The sequence below is a fragment of the Ruegeria sp. CDSC051 genome (genome assembly GCF_059610665.1).
Map to the genome: position 1 here is coordinate 23300 of NZ_JBXWOC010000010.1, position 16899 is coordinate 40198.

At 58.5% G+C, this 16899-nt stretch carries 15 protein-coding genes; 7 read left to right on the top strand and 8 right to left on the bottom strand.

Translation table 11 applies throughout. The features are described from left to right. Nucleotides 1-102: 102 nt before the first annotated feature. The gene (gene ilvD / locus AC2FH0_RS18415; protein ID WP_496692675.1) at nt 103-1935 is read right to left on the bottom strand and encodes a dihydroxy-acid dehydratase; all 1833 of its coding nucleotides are present in this window, start codon (nt 1933-1935) and stop codon (nt 103-105) included. Nucleotides 1936-2042: 107 nt separating this feature from the next. Here ilvD and AC2FH0_RS18420 point away from each other — a divergent pair, with 107 nt between their 5' ends. From AC2FH0_RS18420 to AC2FH0_RS18435, 4 genes are all read left to right on the top strand, one after another. Next, on the top strand, nt 2043-2600 hold the full coding sequence (locus AC2FH0_RS18420; RefSeq protein ID WP_496692741.1) for a helix-turn-helix domain-containing protein: 558 nt from the start codon (nt 2043-2045) through the stop codon (nt 2598-2600). A gap of 2 nt (nt 2601-2602) precedes the next feature. Further along, nucleotides 2603-2872: a CBU_0592 family membrane protein gene (locus AC2FH0_RS18425; protein WP_496692676.1), complete on the top strand. Its 270-nt coding sequence runs from the start codon at nt 2603-2605 to the stop codon at nt 2870-2872. Between the two features lie 80 nt (nt 2873-2952). After that, nucleotides 2953-3807: a 3-mercaptopyruvate sulfurtransferase gene (sseA, locus tag AC2FH0_RS18430; protein ID WP_496709711.1), complete on the top strand. Its 855-nt coding sequence runs from the start codon at nt 2953-2955 to the stop codon at nt 3805-3807. Next, the gene (locus AC2FH0_RS18435; protein ID WP_496709712.1) at nt 3807-4991 is read left to right on the top strand and encodes an amino acid aminotransferase; all 1185 of its coding nucleotides are present in this window, start codon (nt 3807-3809) and stop codon (nt 4989-4991) included. Before sseA ends, AC2FH0_RS18435 begins: the two co-directional genes overlap by 1 nt. A 64-nt stretch (nt 4992-5055) precedes the next feature. Here AC2FH0_RS18435 and AC2FH0_RS18440 read toward each other — a convergent pair whose 3' ends face one another. Beyond that, the gene (locus AC2FH0_RS18440; protein ID WP_281973849.1) at nt 5056-6378 is read right to left on the bottom strand and encodes an ammonium transporter; all 1323 of its coding nucleotides are present in this window, start codon (nt 6376-6378) and stop codon (nt 5056-5058) included. A gap of 33 nt (nt 6379-6411) precedes the next feature. Then, entirely contained in the window at nt 6412-6750 is a 339-nt protein-coding gene (locus AC2FH0_RS18445) for a P-II family nitrogen regulator (protein ID WP_142638403.1), read from the bottom strand. A 258-nt stretch (nt 6751-7008) separates the two neighbouring features. Here AC2FH0_RS18445 and AC2FH0_RS18450 point away from each other — a divergent pair, with 258 nt between their 5' ends. Together AC2FH0_RS18450 and AC2FH0_RS18455 are read left to right on the top strand one after the other, a co-directional pair. Then, nucleotides 7009-9192, top strand: coding sequence for a transglycosylase domain-containing protein (locus AC2FH0_RS18450; protein ID WP_496790047.1), 2184 nt, complete (start codon nt 7009-7011; stop codon nt 9190-9192). A 233-nt stretch (nt 9193-9425) separates the two neighbouring features. Next, complete coding sequence (locus AC2FH0_RS18455; RefSeq protein ID WP_496790049.1) at nt 9426-10763, top strand: metal-dependent hydrolase family protein; 1338 nt, start codon at nt 9426-9428, stop codon at nt 10761-10763. A 176-nt stretch (nt 10764-10939) separates the two neighbouring features. On the opposite strand, the gene leuB is transcribed toward AC2FH0_RS18455, so the two are convergent. Both leuB and AC2FH0_RS18465 read right to left on the bottom strand, forming a co-directional pair. Then, the gene (leuB, locus tag AC2FH0_RS18460; RefSeq protein ID WP_142638396.1) at nt 10940-12043 is read right to left on the bottom strand and encodes a 3-isopropylmalate dehydrogenase; all 1104 of its coding nucleotides are present in this window, start codon (nt 12041-12043) and stop codon (nt 10940-10942) included. Nucleotides 12044-12184: 141 nt separating this feature from the next. After that, nucleotides 12185-13078 carry a LysR family transcriptional regulator gene (locus AC2FH0_RS18465; protein WP_142638394.1) on the bottom strand — a complete coding sequence of 298 codons (894 nt, stop codon included), beginning with the start codon at nt 13076-13078 and terminating at the stop codon, nt 12185-12187. A gap of 86 nt (nt 13079-13164) precedes the next feature. On the opposite strand from AC2FH0_RS18465, the gene AC2FH0_RS18470 reads away from it, so the two are divergent. Next, a complete protein-coding gene (locus AC2FH0_RS18470; protein ID WP_496790050.1) occupies nt 13165-14064 on the top strand; it encodes a sugar nucleotide-binding protein in 900 nt (299 codons plus the stop codon). A gap of 6 nt (nt 14065-14070) precedes the next feature. Here AC2FH0_RS18470 and AC2FH0_RS18475 read toward each other — a convergent pair whose 3' ends face one another. The 3 genes from AC2FH0_RS18475 to leuD all read right to left on the bottom strand — a co-directional run bounded on the left by AC2FH0_RS18475 (nt 14071) and on the right by leuD (nt 16894). Beyond that, nucleotides 14071-15099: an endonuclease/exonuclease/phosphatase family protein gene (locus AC2FH0_RS18475; protein ID WP_496709716.1), complete on the bottom strand. Its 1029-nt coding sequence runs from the start codon at nt 15097-15099 to the stop codon at nt 14071-14073. Continuing rightward, nucleotides 15096-15926: a hypothetical protein gene (locus AC2FH0_RS18480; RefSeq protein ID WP_496692682.1), complete on the bottom strand. Its 831-nt coding sequence runs from the start codon at nt 15924-15926 to the stop codon at nt 15096-15098. Before AC2FH0_RS18480 ends, AC2FH0_RS18475 begins: the two co-directional genes overlap by 4 nt. 362 nt (nt 15927-16288) lie before the next feature. Next, nucleotides 16289-16894, bottom strand: coding sequence for a 3-isopropylmalate dehydratase small subunit (gene leuD / locus AC2FH0_RS18485; protein WP_142638386.1), 606 nt, complete (start codon nt 16892-16894; stop codon nt 16289-16291). Nucleotides 16895-16899 lie beyond the last annotated feature (5 nt).

The window sequence follows — 16899 nt, forward strand, 5'->3', positions numbered from 1 at the left end:
CGCGCCAGGCCCAAGACCGAAGCCGATAGCGCCAGAAGGCGCGGGAGCGCTTTGGGAATTGATTGGGCCGGATCACTTGATTTGGTGTCCGGCCCTTATGTCTTAGACCTCCCGCACGGCCCCTTTTGCCGCGCTGGTTGTCAGTTTGGCATAGGCTTTGAGCGCGGTTGAGACTTTGCGCTTGCGGGGCGCTGCCGGTATCCAGCCTTTTGCATCCTGCTCCTGGCGTCGTTCGGCAAGCACTTCATCTGAGACTGCCAGATGGATCGAGCGGTTGGGGATGTCGATCTCAATACGGTCACCCTGGCGCACCAGTCCGATCTCGCCACCTTCGGCCGCCTCGGGTGAGACATGGCCGATCGACAGGCCGGAGGTTCCACCCGAGAACCGTCCATCCGTCAGCAAAGCACAGGCTTTTCCCAGACCTTTGGATTTCAGGTAAGACGTCGGGTACAGCATTTCCTGCATCCCCGGACCGCCGCGCGGGCCTTCATAGCGGATGACCACCACGTCGCCCTCTTTGACCTTGCTGGTCAGAATGTCGTTCACAGCCTGATCCTGGCTTTCGCAGACATAGGCCGACCCGGTGAAGGTCAGGCTGGCCGGATCGACACCGGCTGTTTTCACGATACAGCCGTCGCGGGCAATATTGCCGAACAGAACCGCCAGACCGCCATCCTGGCTGAACGCATGTTCTTTCGACCGGATCACGCCGCCTTCGCGGTCGGTGTCCAGCTCTTTGTACCGGTTTGACTGGCTGAAGGCCTGCGTGGTGCGCACACCGCCCGGCGCGGCCTTGAACAAGTCTTGCGCCTTGGGGTTGTTGGCCACCTTGATGTCCCAATTGGCAATCGCCTCACCCATCGTGCCGGAATGGACCGTGCTGCAATCCTCGTGCAGCAGCCCGGCGCGGCTGAGTTCCCCGAGAATTGAGAAGATGCCACCGGCGCGGTGGACGTCTTCCATATGCACATTTTCGGTATTGGGTGCGACTTTGCACAGGCAGGGCACCTGACGGCTGAGACGGTCCATGTCGGTCATGGTGAAATCCACCTCGCCCTCATGCGCGATGGCCAGCAGATGCAGCACCGTGTTGGTCGATCCGCCCATGGCGATATCCAGGCTCATTGCGTTTTCGAACGCATCGAACGTGGCGATTTCGCGCGGGAGGAAGCCTTTCTCGTCCAGATCATAGTGCCGTTTGGTGATCTCGACGATCCGGCGACCGGCTTCAAGGAACAGCTCTTTGCGGTCCGCATGTGTGGCCAGAGTCGAGCCGTTGCCCGGCAGCGCCAGACCCAGCGCCTCGGCCAGACAGTTCATCGAGTTGGCGGTGAACATGCCCGAGCACGACCCGCAAGTCGGGCAGGCGTTTTCCTCGATATGCTGAACCTGCTCATCGGTGAACTTGTCGTCAGCGGCGGCCACCATAGCGTCCACGAGGTCGATCTTTTTGGCGTCCAGATCGGCGATGTCGATCTTGCCCGCCTCCATTGGCCCACCCGAGACGAAAATGGCGGGGATGTTCAGGCGCATCGCGGCCATCAGCATGCCGGGCGTGATCTTGTCACAGTTCGAGATGCAGACCATCGCATCAGCACAGTGCGCGTTGACCATATATTCAACAGAATCCGCGATTACCTCACGCGAGGGCAGCGAATACAACATCCCGTCATGGCCCATGGCGATACCGTCATCCACCGCGATGGTGTTGAATTCCTTGGCAACACCACCCGCGGCCTCGACCTCGCGCGCGACCATCTGGCCCAGATCCTTCAGGTGGACATGGCCCGGCACGAACTGGGTGAACGAGTTGACGATGGCGATGATCGGCTTGCCGAAGTCATCATCCCCCATGCCGGTCGCGCGCCACAGGCCACGGGCACCGGCCATGTTGCGGCCATGGGTTGAGGTTCTGGATCGGTACAAAGGCATGATGCTGTTTCCCTATTGCCTCGGGTTGCATGTCTTGGGGTTTGTGCGTTATAGCGCACGTACCACATGTGCGCTATAACGCACAAGAGGATTCGAAAGACATCATCATGGCACCGGACGAGATCACGCTGAAATTACGGGACATGCGGGCCGCATCTGGGCTGAGCCTGTCCAAAGTCGCCGAGATGACCGGCGTCAGCAAAGCCATGCTGGGTCAGATCGAGCGTGGCGAATCCAGCCCGACCATTGCAACGCTGTGGAAGATCGCCAAAGGGTTTCAACTGCCGCTGAGCGCGCTGATTGAAACGGCGAATGGCGATCCATCGGTGTTTCAGACCGTGACCTTTCCGGGCAGTATCGAAGTCAAGATCGTCTTTCCCTTTGATCCCGCGCTGGGGGCCGAGACCTTTCACGTCAGCCTGACCCCGAACCAAAGCCACGAGTCGCCTGCCCATGCGGCGGGCGTCACCGAAGAGGTCTTTGTCCTTTCCGGAACGCTTGAAATCCTGCGTGGAGAGGCCTGGGTGCCGCTGAACGCCGGGCAGGGGCTGCGCTTTGCCGCCGACTTGCCGCATGGCTATCGCGCGGGCGCGCAGGGGACTGCGTTTTTGAACATGCACCATTATGGGCAGCATCTAGAAATTCCTCAAAACGGCGAGGCCTGATCATGACTGCGTTTCTTGACACTTTGACCATCGCCGACAGCGTCGGATCGATCGGGGCGCTGATCGTGGTTGCCGCCTATTTCGCTACCCAGATGCGGATGATGAATTCCGACGATCTGGCCTTTCCGGTGGTGAACCTGTTGGGGTCGGTTCTGATCGTCTATTCACTGCTTGAGAACTTCAATCTGGCCTCGATGCTGATCGAATCCTTCTGGATTTTGATCAGTCTGATCGGGATCGCCCAGTTTTTCCGCCTCAGGCGGGCACGTTAGCGATACAGGCCCCCATCCAGACTTGAACAGACATGCGCGCGCGTATAGGGACAAACCAAGCGCGCATAGGGGAGGCATTGATGCAGGACGATCCCAAAACCCTCGTTTCAACCGAATGGCTTGCGGCCCATCTCAAGGATCCGGACCTGCGGGTTCTGGACGGATCATGGTATCTGCCGCAACACGGACGCGACGCCAAAGCGGAATATGACGCGACCCATATCCCCGGCGCGAGATTCTTTGACATTGATGATATTGCCGATCATCGGTCGGACCTGCCGCATATGGTGCCTCCGGTCGAGAAATTCATGTCGCGCCTGCGGGCGATGGGCGTGGGGGATGGCCATCAGGTGGTGGTCTATGACGGCTCGGGGCTGTCCTCGGCCGCGCGGGTCTGGTGGATGTTCCGCCTGATGGGGCAGGACAACATTGCCGTGCTGGACGGTGGCTTGCCGAAATGGCTTGCCGAGGGGCGAGAGGTTGAAGACCTGCCGCCTGTTATCCGCGACCGCCACATGACCGTGCGGGTTCAGAACCATCTGGTGCGTGATGTCACGCAAGTATCTGCCGCCGCCAAGCTGGGGGATCACGAGATCATTGACGCACGCGCAGCTGGCCGCTTCGCGGGTACCGATCCCGAGCCGCGCGAAGGGCTGCGGTCTGGTCGTATTCCCGGATCACGAAACGTCCCCTTCGGCACCTTGCTGAACAAGAATTACACGATGAAATCGCCCGAGGAATGCCGCGCCATTTTCGAGGCCGCTGGCGTCGACCTGTCGAAACCGGCGATTACCTCATGCGGGTCGGGTGTGACTGCCGCGATTCTCAGCCTTGCGCTCGAGCGCATGGGCAAGAAAGACCACTCGCTTTATGACGGCTCCTGGGCTGAATGGGGTGCCTTCCCGACCCTGCCCGTCGCAACCGGAGAGACCTGATGTTTGAACATCTCAAACCGCAACCTGCCGACAAGATTCTAGCGCTGATGCAGATGTACCGCGAAGACCCGCGCGATCAGAAGATCGACCTGGGTGTTGGCGTCTACAAGAATGCCGAAGGCATCACGCCAGTGATGCGCGCGGTCAAGGCCGCCGAAAAGCGCATTCTGGAAGAGCAGGAAAGCAAGGCCTATACCGGTCTGGCTGGTGATCCGGCCTATGCGGATGCGATGATTGACCTGATCCTGCGCACATCGGTGCCGCGTGGCAACATTGCCGCTGTGGCTACGCCCGGCGGCACTGGCGCATGCCGTCAAGCGTTTGAGATGATCCGCATGGCCAACCCTTCGGCCCGCGTGTTCGTCTCGAACCCGACCTGGCCGAACCATCTGTCGATCCTGAATTATCTGGGGATGGAAGCGGTTCCATACCGCTATTTCGATGGCGAGACTCGTGGCGTCGATTTCGACGGCATGATTGCCGATCTGAAAACCGCCAAGTCGGGCGACGTGGTGTTGTTGCACGGCTGTTGCCACAACCCGACCGGGGCCAACCTGAACCTGGTGCAGTGGCAGGAAGTGGTGAACATCATCAACGAGCTTGGCCTCGTGGCGATGATCGACATTGCCTATCAGGGTTTTGGCGACGGTCTGGAAGAGGATGCGCAGGCGACCCGCCTTGTTGCTTCTTCGGTCAAGGAATGCCTGATCGCGGCGTCGTGTTCCAAGAATTTCGGCGTCTACCGTGAACGCACGGGCCTATTGATGGCAATCAGCGCAGATGCGGGACAGACCGCGTTGAACCAGAGCACGCTGGCCTTTCTGAACCGCCAGAACTATTCATTCCCGCCCGACCACGGCGCGCGCGTGGTCACCACGATCCTGACCGACCCCGTCCTGCGGGCCGACTGGGAGGCCGAGCTGGAAGAGATCCGCTTGTCCATGCTGGGGCTGCGCCAGCAACTGGCCGATGAGCTGCAACGCCACAGCGGCTCCGACCGGTTCGGCTTTGTCGCCCAGCATCGCGGCATGTTCTCGCGCTTGGGCGCGGCACCGGAACTGGTGGAACAACTGCGCGCTGATCACGGCATCTACATGGTCGGCGACAGCCGTCTGAACATTGCCGGGCTGAATGCCAACACGGTTCCGATTCTGGCCAAAGCGATTATCGACGTCGGAGTTTAAATCTGCGGAAAAAAAAGAAACCCGGGCGACACCGCCCGGGTTTTTTGTTGGATTGGGTTGGATATTAGCCCTTAGAGAACTCCGGGTACGCTTCCATGCCCAGTTCCGCCATGTCCAGGCCGTTGATCTCATCCTCTTCGCTGACTCGAATGCCGACGGTGGCCTTCAGGATCGACCACAGGATCAAAGCGCCGACAAAGGTAAACAGACCGTAGGCGAGGATACCCAACAGCTGCGTACCCAGGCTGGCTTCGCCGTAAAAGATCACGGCGATGGTGCCCCAGATCCCGGCGAACAGGTGAACCGGGATGGCACCGACAACGTCATCGATCTTGAACTTGTCCAGCATCGGAACCGCAAAGACCACGATGATACCGCCTACGGCACCGATCCACAGCGCGCCGAACAGCGTCGGGGCCAGCGGTTCCGCAGTGATCGACACCAGGCCGGCCAGCGCGCCGTTCAGCACCATGGTCAGATCAGGCTTTTTGTACAGCAGCTGTGTCAGGATCAGGGCTGCCACTGCGCCTGCCGCTGCGGCCATGTTGGTGTTAGCAAAGATCCGCGACACGTCGGATACGTCACCCACGGTTCCCATCGCCAGCTGCGAGCCGCCGTTGAAGCCGAACCACCCCAGCCACAGGATGAATGTCCCCAAAGTGGCCAGCGCCAGGTTCGAACCGGGCATCGGATGAACCTTGCCGTCTTTGTACTTGCCAATCCGCGGACCCAGGATCAGGGCACCCGCCAGAGCCGCCCAGCCGCCAACCGAATGCACGATGGTCGAGCCGGCAAAATCCGAGAAACCAGCCTCGGACAACCAGCCACCGCCCCACTGCCACGAGCCAGAGATCGGGTACATGACGCCGGTCAGAACAATCACGAAAACCAGGAAGGGCCACAGCTTGATACGTTCAGCTACAGCACCCGATACGATCGACGCGGTTGCGGCCACAAACACCAGCTGGAAGAAGAAGTCCGAACCAACCGAAGCATAATCCAATGCCGCGGCGTCTGCACCCACGCCCACCGGATCCAGGACCGTGGTTTTGAAGAACGGTCCAACCCACCCCGCGATGGTCCAGCCGTCGCCGGGGTACATCAGGTTGAAGCCGATCAGCCAGTACATGATCGCGGCAAACGAAAACAGCGCCACGTTCTTGATCATCTGCATGGCCACGTTTTTCGACCGCACCAGCCCGCCTTCGAGCATGGCAAAGCCGGCGGCCATGAAGAACACCAGGAACCCTGCCATCAGAAACAGCAGCGTGGTGAAGATGTATTGTGTGTGCAGCGCGGCTTCGCCGGTGGCGGCCTCCTGCGCAAGGCCAATCTGCGGCAGCGCGACGATCGCGGCGGCAGGGATGAGAGATTTCATCAGGTTCATTGTCAGTCCTCGAATAGTGTTGAGTGGGCGCGCTTACAGCGCCTCTTCGTTCGTTTCCCCGGTCCGCACGCGCAGGGCCTGCTCAACGTCGAGGACGAAAATCTTGCCGTCGCCGATCTTGCCGGTCTTGGCGGATTTGGTGATGGTTTCTACGATCTGGTCGGCCATCGTGGCGGGCACCACGATCTCAAGCTTGATCTTGGGTACAAAGTTCACCGCGTATTCGGCGCCGCGATAGATTTCCGTGTGCCCCGATTGCGAGCCGAAGCCCTTGATCTCGGTTACCATCATGCCGCGTATGCCCGCGTCGGTCAGTGCCTCGCGCACCTCCTCGAGCTTGAACGGTTTGATTGTTGCAATAATCAGTTTCACGCTGTTCCCCTCTGCTTCCCCGGTCTGTCCGGCGTGTTTGCACCTGCAGAAAAAGAGCGTGCCGAAGCTGTGTAAGGAACGGTTCAGTGGTCAAATTCGGGAGGAATTGGTGAATGAGTGCACAATTTTTGCACAGATTCTGCATATCGACTAAATTATAGGCTCGTTTGAGAGCGTGTATTCCGGAAATTCAGACCTCTACTTCATCGGTATAGCAGGGTATGGTGCCTCAAAACGATAACCGGGCAGAGTTTGAGCATGACTGAGTCCAGGCGCCGCAAGGCACCGCTTGTGGCGGACAAAAGATACGCGTCGAAGGGGCGAAAACCCACGGCGACCAAACGCACTGCGAAACCCGCAGGCAAAAAGGCTGCGGCGCGCAAAACGACAACCCGCAAAAGCACACGGAGAAAGACACGCCGGAAATCCGGCGGTGGTGGTGGCTTTTTTCGCCGGTTGTTTCGCTGGGTCTGGCGCCTGATCTGGGGGGTAAGCTGGCGCGTGGGCGCTGTGGCCGCTCTGTTGCTGGCGCTGGCTGTCGGGGTTGTCTATACCTCTTTGCCTGATGTCGATGCTTTGCTAGACGGGCGCGCGCGCGGGTCGGTCACGTTGTTGGATCGGGATGGCAAAGTCTTTGCCTGGCGTGGGGATCAGTTCGGCGGGGTAATCACCGCGGACACGGTTTCTCCGTATCTGAAAAATGCAGTGGTCGCCACCGAGGACAAGCGATTCTACCGCCATTTCGGCGTCAGTCCTCGGGGTGTCGCTAGCGCTGTGCGTATCAACCTGCGCGAAGGGCGCGGGCCTTTGTCTGGCCATGGCGGGTCAACGATCACCCAGCAGACGGCCAAGCTGTTGTGTCTGGGTGTGCCTTACGTGCCCAGCGAATGGGAATCCGAGGCCGCCTATGAATCCGATTGTCGTCAGGGATCCCTGTGGCGCAAGGGCAAAGAGGCTGTCTATGCGATGGCGATGGAGGTCAAATACTCCAAGGATGAAATCCTGACCATCTATCTGAACCGCGCCTTCCTGGGATCTGGCGCACGCGGATTTGAGGCCGCAAGCCAGCGCTATTTCGGAATCTCTGCAGCCGAGGTCAGCCCCTCGCAGGCGGCGATGCTGGCCGGTCTGCTGGTGGCGCCGACGCGCTATGCGCCGACAAATAACCTGCAACGCTCGCAGGATAGGGCGCAGTTGGTGATTGGGCTGATGGAGGCGCAGGGCTATCTGACCACTGCTCAGGCCAGCGGTGCCCGCAGCAGCCCGGCGCAACTGTCCGAGGCTGCGGCTGCACGCGCCGGTGGGTATTTTGCCGATTGGGTCATCACGGAACTGCCCAGCTTTTTTGGGTCCGACACCACCGATGATGTGGTGATCCGAACCACGCTGGACCAGCGCCTGCAGAAATCCGCAGAAGAGGCATTGCAATATATCTTCAAGGAAAAGGTGCGCGAAGGATCCAAGGCGCAAGCTGCCATCGTGGTGATGTCGGCAGATGGTGCCGTGCGGGCGATGGTCGGCGGGCGTAAGACCCGCGTATCGGGCGCCTTCAACCGGGCCACACAGGCGCTGAGGCAAACAGGGTCATCCTTCAAACCCTTCGTCTATGCCACCGCGTTGGAACTGGGCTATTCGCCTCTGGATACTGTGATGGACGAGCCCTATTGCATAAATATCGCCGGTTCGGGGCAATGGTGCCCCAAGAACTACACCAACAAGCATTATGGGCGCGTCACGCTTGCTGATGCTCTCAAGAACTCATTGAACATCCCGGCGGTGAAAGTGGCCGAGGTTGCCGGTCTGGAAAATGTCCGTACCGTCGCAAGTGAGTTCGGCATAGAAAGCAATCTGGCCGAGGGTCCTGCGCTGGCGCTGGGCGCATCGGAAAGCACGCTGATTGAGATGACCGGGGCCTATGCCGGTATCCTGAATGGTGGCTCAGCGGTTGAGCCCTATGGGTTGACCGAGCTGAAGCTGCTGGGCGACGACGCCCCTCTGATGGCGACGAGCACCGGCATCGGTGAGCGGGTGATCAACGATAAGGCAGCCAAGCAACTGACCTGGATGATGGAACGTGTCGTGTCCGAAGGCACGGGCGGGCGCGCGAAACTACCCGGCTGGCAGGTGGCAGGCAAGACCGGCACCACGCAGGCGGCGCGGGATGCCTGGTTCATCGGGTTCACGGCTGATTATGTGACCGGCGTCTGGATGGGTTATGACGACAACACCCCCCTGTCCGGCGTGACCGGCGGCGGGTTACCTGCGGAGATTTGGAAAGAGACGATGGTGCGCGTGACCGAGGGGATGACACCCTCTCCGCTGCCAATGCTGGCCCCCGATCCGCCCGTCCGGCAAGAGCAGCCCAGGCGTCAGCGCCGCAATCAGGGCAATGGGTTCGAAAATGCGATCAACAACCTGCTGAACAACCTCTTTGGCAACTGATGTAGGCAAGGAAAAGTCGGCGCGCAGGGTCAGCCAATGACAGCATATGGTGCAGAATGCCCGATTCGCATCCGTATCAATGTGAATTCCATCTCTGAACTGCTCTGCCGCTGCCAACATTGCAACTTCCGATATGCGGACAAAGCCGACCTTGGAGAAAAGCGAGGTAATGCTTGAAAAATCTTGCTTCCGCTGGGATGGTTTCTCCGACAGAATTTTCTGAGGAATTTCGAGTGCATTTTCCCAAACTTGCCGCGGTTTCGTCGATTGCTCTTGCAATAACCAGTTCGCAAGCGCTCTCCCAGGATGGGGGACCGATACTGTTCACAAACGTCAACGTGTTTGATGGTGTGAATGAGGAATTGATTACAAATGCCAATGTCGTTGTAACCGACAATCTGATCACAGATGTGTCCTCAGAACCCCTCACCGTCGCCAATGGTATCGTCATCGACGGCGGCGGGCGCACGTTGATGCCTGGCCTGATCGACGTACACTGGCACACGCTTTATTGCTGCAATCCGCAGAGCGTGGTTGTGACCGGCGATATTCTTGAGGTCGCGGTGCGGGGTGCCATCGGGTCCGAAGGCACGTTAATGCGCGGCTTTACAACGGTGCGCGACGTTGGCGGCAATTCATTTGCCATAAAACGGATGATTGACGCAGGCGAGATCGAAGGCCCTCGTATCCTGCCGTCCGGCCCGCCCGTGACACAAACCGGCGGCCACTTTGACTATCGCCCCTACCAAGCGGTTCCGACGAACGGCGCGGATTCGCAATGGTACTGGTACAGCGTTGGTTTGATGGCGCAGGCTGATGGTGTTCCGGAAGTGGTCAAACGCGCGCGTGAAATCATGCGCATGGGCGCAAGCCAGCTTAAGATCTCCACCGGTGGCGGGGTGTCATCCACTTATGACCCTCTGGATGTACGCCAATACACCAAGGCCGAAATCGAGGCTTTCGTAGAAGTGGCCGACACCTACAACACCTATGTCGCTTCGCATGTCTTCACCGACGAAGCAGTGGAGATAGCCGTTGCCGCTGGTGTTAAGTCCATCGAGCATGGCTTTTTGATGAGCCGCGAAACGATGGAACTGATGCGCGACAACGACGTGTGGTTGTCAGTTCAGCCTCTTCTGGATGACGAGGATGGTTTTTCTTTCGATGACCCTGTTAGCCAGCAGAAATGGATCGACGTCACCAACGGTACAGATTTCACCTACAAAACGGCGAAAGAAGTTGGCGTGAAAGTCGCTTTCGGCACCGACATCCTGTTCGATCCCAAACTGGCCGAACGTCAAGGCGCGTTCCTTGCCAAGTTGCAGCGCTGGTACACGCCATACGAGGTGCTGAAAATGGCGACTTCAACCAATGCTGAACTGCTCAAACTCTCAGGCCCGCGCCACCCCTATCAACAAGGTGATTTGGGTGTAATCGCAAAGGGCGCTTATGCCGACTTAATCCTTGTGGACGGCAATCCGCTGCAAGATATCGACCTGATCGCAGACCCGCATGAGAATTTCGATCTGATCATGAAAGACGGCAAAGTCTACAAGAACACGCTGGACTGAGTTCCAGATGAAGTCCTTTGCTCAAAGCCAACTTTGTAACAACTGCTTTGGGCTCAATGCAGACTAACGTCGTCCGTGGCAAGAGCCCGAGCAGACTACGTGCCAGTGATCCACGCCATCGGCTATAGTTGGGCGGCGCATCTGGCGCCGCCTCTATTTTCGGGTGTGACCTCTGATCAGAGGCTGTCGTCCAGCGCCGCCAGAATCGCGTCGCCCATTTCCGTGGTGGAAACCGGCGTGACGCCTTCATCCGCCAGCAGGTCGCCGGTGCGGACGCCATCAGCCAGGACTTTTTCGATCGCAGCTTCCAGACGGTCAGCCTCGGCCCCCTGATCGAAGCTGTAGCGCAGGGCCATGGCAAAGCTCAGGATACAGGCGATCGGGTTGGCTTTGCCCTGACCGGCGATATCGGGGGCGGAACCGTGGACCGGCTCGTACATCGCCTTGGGGCGGCCATTGGCCATTGGTGAGCCCAAGGAGGCGGACGGCAGCATGCCCAGTGAACCGGTCAGCATCGCGGCACAGTCCGACAGGATGTCACCAAACAGGTTGTCAGTGACGATCACATCAAACTGCTTGGGCGCACGCACCAGCTGCATCGCGCCATTGTCGGCATACATGTGGCTCAGCTCGACCTCGGGATAGTCCTGAGCGACCCGGTTTACGACTTCGCGCCATAGAATGCCGGATTCCATGACATTGGCCTTTTCCATCGAGCACAGTTTCTTGTTCCGGCGCATCGCCAGCTCAAAAGCCGATCGTGCGGCGCGTTCGATCTCGGATTCGGTATAGCGCTGGGTGTTGATGCCGACGCGTTCATTGCCTTCTTCGAAGATGCCGCGGGGCTCACCGAAATAGACGCCCGAGGTCAGCTCGCGCACGATCATGATATCCAGACCGGCAACGATGTCTTTCTTCAGCGACGAGAAATCCGCCAGCGCGTCAAAGCATTGTGCCGGGCGCAGGTTCGAATACAGGTCCATTTCTTTGCGCAGCCGCAGCAAGCCGCGCTCGGGCTTGAGGCTGAAATCCAAATCGTCGTATTTGGGTCCACCAACAGCACCCAGCAGAACTGCGTCCGCCTCCTGCGCCTTGGCCATGGTTTCGTCCGACAGCGGTTTGCCATGGGCGTCATAGGCGGCACCGCCGACCAGATCCTCGCTCACGTCGAATTCCAGGCCGCGCTTGGCACCGAACCAGTCGATGATACGGCGCACTTCGGCCATGACTTCGGGGCCAATTCCGTCTCCGGGCAGGATGAGGAGCGAGGGGTTGGACATGAAGGATCTCCTTGCGTTTGACAGCAAAGGCCCTAGCGCCTGCGCCGCATCGGGTCAATGAGACGAACCGGCCTAAACGCAGGTTCTGGACGGGAAATCGGGTTTCCGTGCCCTTGCTACGCCACGGATAGTGTGAATCAGTCAGAGATCGGCCTTTATCCCTTCGGCCAACATATCCCAGACTCGTCGGATTCGTGTCGTTTGCCGCATCGCCTGCGGTGCGGCAAGCCAAACCGGCAGCGCAGGGATTTCGACGTTTATGTCCAAAACCTCTACCTCTGGGTCGGCCTCGGCAACTCTCACGGCGCTAAAACCGATACCGCAGCCCGCGCGGACCAGTTCCCAATAGGCAGTCTGAAAGTCGCAGCGTGTGGCAAAGCTGTCCCGGTTCACGGGCCAGCCCATTTCGCGCATGCCGATAATGATCTGCTCGTTCGCATCAAACCCGACAAGGTCATGACTCAACAGATCGTCGGGAGAATTGGGGCGGCCGGCACGATCCAGATAGGACCGGCTTGCGCAAAAGCACAGTCTGATTTCCCCCAGATGTTTCGTGATGATGTCCATCTGTTCCGGCCGAAACATCCGCACTGCGATATCGGCCTCGCGGTAGAGCAGGTTCTCGGTGGCATCGGTGGCGACCAGTTCCAGTTGTATCGCGGGTTCTGCTGCCCGTATTTGGGCCAGAATCGGCGGCAGCAGGTGATGAGAGGCAAAGACCGACGCGGTGATGCGCACCGACCCCTCCAATTCCTGAGACTGGCCTGCGGCCGTCAGGCTGAACGCGTTCATGGCTACGTGCATCTGTTGCGCCATCGGGAAAAGCTGCGCCCCGACTTCGCTTAGCTTCAAGCCCCGCGCATGCCTGTCAAACAGCGAGACGCCAAGCTCATCCTCAAGTGCGTGGATCTGGCGACCCAGGGTGGGCTGGCTGCGGTTCAACTGCCGGGCAGCGGCAGACAAAGATCCGGTTTCCGCTACGGCCAGAAAGCTTTGGATCAGAGACCAGTCAGAGTGGGTGATAGATTTGTCCATTCAAAAATGAATACACGTTCTGCGTTTGGCGGCAATTCCTGAATTGAACTGAATGGCTCATATTAGATGGACAAGAGGAGGCTTATATGACGGGAACAGTCCTTATTCTGGGTGCGACGGGTCGGTTTGGACGCAATGCCGCAATAGCTTTTCGCGAGGCGGGCTGGACCGTACACTGCTTTGATCGCAAGACGCAGGACCTGAAGCGATCTGTCGAAGGGGTGGATGTTGTCGTCAATGCCTGGAATCCGGCCTATCCGGACTGGGCGCGACAAGTCCCCGAACTGCATCGTGACGTGATCAATGCGGCAGCGGATCACGGTGCAACTGTGATCCTTCCCGGCAATGTCTATGTTTTTGGCGCGCAAACGCCGGGGCCATGGTCGGGTGCAACACCGCATGCGGCGCATAATCCCCTGGGCAGGATCCGGGTTGAGATGGAAGAAGCCTATCGAAAATCCTCGGTAAGAACGATTCTTCTCAGGGCAGGTGATTTCATTGACACTTGCGCCTCGGGGAACTGGTTCGATCAGGTCATGATCAAGCCTTTGGCACGCGGCAAGATGGTTTATCCCGGTCGCCCGGATATCCCACACGCCTGGGCCTATCTGCCCGACCTGACCCGAGCGGCCGTTGCGTTGGCTGATATCCGCCAGGACCTTCCCCGTTTCTGCGAGGTTCCTTATGCCGGGTTTACCCTGACCGGCCGGGATATTGCGCAATCCTTGTCGCGGGTGACCGGTGCCGAAATAGCTGTCAGCCCCATGAAATGGTGGCCGATTCAGGCACTGCGGCCTTTCTGGAAGTTGGCGCCACATCTGGTTGAGATGCGCTATCTATGGGATCTGCCGCATAGTTTGGACGGCTCATTCTTTGACGACCTTATCCCTGGATTTCAGACGACCGACTTGGACGCGGCGATGGCTTCTGCGATCCCGAAAACAGCCAAGCAAAACGCGACCTTGGTCAGAACTGCCCGGGCCTGACCAGCGTTAGCGATGTCCCAGGTCCACCCAGACAAGCCGGTGCCGGCTGGCCTGTTCGGCGATTGCGCGCAAGTCTGCGCCCGTGTCGGGCCAAAAGATGCCTGCATCCACAACGCGTAGATCTGCCGAGGGCAGAACGTAATCAACCCGCATCTCTCCGACGGCTTTCCACTCAACCGTGGCCAATGCCCCCGAGGGGGTGGCAGGCCTTGCATCCTGCAACCGCGGGTCTGCCAGCAAGCCCTGGATAGCCTCTTTCCGGCCTTCCCCGCGCGTGGGGTCCAGATTTGCATCCCCAGCAATCACGAAAGGCCCGAGTGGGGCAGGGCCCAGAGCACCGTCCAGCACAGCGTTCCACAAGCGAATTTCGTCACGATTGCGCAACCCGTTCCGGTCCTCGGGTCCGTCGAAAACGGGCGGGGTCGCGTGAAATGTCATCAGGTTCAGGTGGCCGATCGGGGACTCGATTGGTACGATCCAATGTGCCACCGAGGACAGTCGCTGAATGCGCTGGGCGGCTTCAGAGGGAAATGGTGTGCCATCGACCGTCGGCAGATCAGCCCCCGGCAGGTCGCGCCACAGTACTCCCGAGAAATCCTGCATGTCGTCATGGCTTATGGGAAACCGGGACAGAATGGCCAGCCCGCCCTGACCGGTGAACTCGCCATAGCCTTGGGAATCTCTTGGTCCATTGGCCTGCCCGTCCCCGTCCAGATCCAGACTGGTTTCTATTCCTGAATTAGGCTTGGCGGTAAAGCGATAGGGATAGTCCAGCCCCTCGTCGCGCAGCGCCTCACCGAATGCGGTCAGCGTTTCGCCATTGAGATCCCAGTCGATGCCCTGCAAGGCAACGATATCGGGTTGGGTTTCCAACAACACCCGCATCACAGCACGAACCTGCGCATCCCCGCGCCGGATATCGCGCAGCAGAATGCCCGGTCCTTTACGGCTGAGTTCGGTGTTGAAGGTGGCTATGCGTATCGTCTCTGCCTGTGCTGCGAATGGCAGCAAAAGCAGCAGAAAAACACGAATCATGCGGTCTGTGTTGTTTCAGTCGTAGAATAGGCGCGGCGTTTTTCGACAATCAGGTTTGCAATGCGCAGTGTCGCCATTCCTCGCATGATCATGCTAGCAGGCAGAAAGGCCCAAGCGCTCAACGTCCAGATCAGCGTCTGGGGGCTGTTCAGCGAGATCGGGCTCACATAATCGGTCAGGATCTTGATCAGAGCCGGGATTACAAACGGCAGCAGGACGCCGATCGAGATGTTCAACCGTCCATCACGCTGCAGACGGGTCACGACATCGCCACCCTTGGTCGGATCGAACAGCGGCAGATTGGTCCAGACGTTGAAGGCTCCGTTTCCGGTGGGCCAACCACGTATTTTCACCGCGTAGTAGAAACTGGCGATTGTGACCATAGCTGCGACATAGGCCACACTGGCAGCGATACGAACAAGTTCGATCAGCGGCGCGCTTGCGTTGACAGGCAGCATCAACACGATCAGACGCACGGGTGAATAGGGGAAATCGACCACATTGGCGACGCCCAACCCGATCACATAAAAACCTGAGGTCAATTCTGTCGGCGAATAGGCGTTTTTGCAGATCAGCGTCAGGAAAGCGACCATCGAAACCAGTCCAACAAAGCGCAAGCGGTTCACCGGTGGTGCGTCGCGAAATTCAATAAAGCTTGGGAAGGCCGAATTATATTCGGCGAAGGTCAGGAAAAACGCGAGAATGGCGAGAAAGACGACAATCTCGGTCCCATTCGTTGATGATACGGGCAAGTACAACGCGGGTGTCAGCACCAAAAGTGCAACCAATATTCCCCGAATTGCCGCCCCTGTTGTGCGCGCAATCACTATCCGAACCCTTTCAAACTGGATTAGCCGATTCTTTGCCGACTTCATTCCAACTTGTGCCTGCCACGTTACCGTTGCAGCAGATGTCATCTCTCACCAATGTTTTGCCTTGGTGGGTGCCTGTACCCGCCGACATTGGCGATAAGCGACATTTCGCTCAAGCCAGGTGGCAGAAAACACTCAATTTTGGGCAAAATGATGGCGCAACTGGTGCGGGATTGCATCATTTTTGACGCAAATCCGACGTGTGTTTCAAGTCGAGACCTATATGTAGTGGTTTCGCCGTTCAGAACCCCAAGAAGGCGAATGGGGACGCCGTGGCGTCCCCATAAAGTTGAGTATCAACAGATTCGTTCCCAGAATCACACCCAGGGGCGTGCCTGGCCCGCATGATCCTCGAATTTCTCGATGTGATGGTCTTTTTCCATCGTCAGGCCAATATCGTCCAGACCGTTCAGCAGGCAGTGCTTACGATGAGAATCCACCTCGAATTCGATCACGACACCATCGGACGTGGTGATCTGCTGATCTTCCAGATGCACGGTCATGCGGGCGTTTTCGCCTCTATGCGCGTCTTCCATCAGAACCGCATGATGTTCTTCCTCGACCACGATGGGCAGGATGCCGTTCTTGAAGCAGTTGTTGAAGAAGATGTCGGCAAAGCTGGTCGAGATCACAACCTTGATGCCGAAATCCTTGATCGCCCAGGGCGCGTGTTCGCGCGATGAGCCGCAGCCGAAATTGTCGCCGGCCACCAGAATCTCGGTTTGCCGATAAGCGGGTTTGTTCAGAATGAACTCTTCATTCTCACCGCCGTGATCATGATAGCGCATCTCGTCAAACAGTACGACGCCAAGGCCGGATCGTTTGATCGTTTTCAGGTGCACTTTCGGAATGATCATATCGGTGTCGATATTGATCAATGGCATCGGGGCGGCCACCCCGTGGACTTTGTCAAACTTTTCCATGTCTA

Excerpts from the sequence above, each read along its gene's own strand:
- ilvD (WP_496692675.1), bottom strand. The coding sequence starts at position 1,935 with ATGCCTTTGTACCGATCCAGAACCTCAACCCATGGCCGCAACATGGCC.
- AC2FH0_RS18420 (WP_496692741.1), top strand. The coding sequence starts at position 2,043 with ATGGCACCGGACGAGATCACGCTGAAATTACGGGACATGCGGGCCGCA.
- AC2FH0_RS18425 (WP_496692676.1), top strand. The coding sequence starts at position 2,603 with ATGACTGCGTTTCTTGACACTTTGACCATCGCCGACAGCGTCGGATCG.
- sseA (WP_496709711.1), top strand. The coding sequence starts at position 2,953 with ATGCAGGACGATCCCAAAACCCTCGTTTCAACCGAATGGCTTGCGGCC.
- AC2FH0_RS18435 (WP_496709712.1), top strand. The coding sequence starts at position 3,807 with ATGTTTGAACATCTCAAACCGCAACCTGCCGACAAGATTCTAGCGCTG.
- AC2FH0_RS18440 (WP_281973849.1), bottom strand. The coding sequence starts at position 6,378 with ATGAACCTGATGAAATCTCTCATCCCTGCCGCCGCGATCGTCGCGCTG.
- AC2FH0_RS18450 (WP_496790047.1), top strand. The coding sequence starts at position 7,009 with ATGACTGAGTCCAGGCGCCGCAAGGCACCGCTTGTGGCGGACAAAAGA.
- leuB (WP_142638396.1), bottom strand. The coding sequence starts at position 12,043 with ATGTCCAACCCCTCGCTCCTCATCCTGCCCGGAGACGGAATTGGCCCC.
- AC2FH0_RS18465 (WP_142638394.1), bottom strand. The coding sequence starts at position 13,078 with ATGGACAAATCTATCACCCACTCTGACTGGTCTCTGATCCAAAGCTTT.
- AC2FH0_RS18470 (WP_496790050.1), top strand. The coding sequence starts at position 13,165 with ATGACGGGAACAGTCCTTATTCTGGGTGCGACGGGTCGGTTTGGACGC.
- AC2FH0_RS18475 (WP_496709716.1), bottom strand. The coding sequence starts at position 15,099 with ATGATTCGTGTTTTTCTGCTGCTTTTGCTGCCATTCGCAGCACAGGCA.
- leuD (WP_142638386.1), bottom strand. The coding sequence starts at position 16,894 with ATGGAAAAGTTTGACAAAGTCCACGGGGTGGCCGCCCCGATGCCATTG.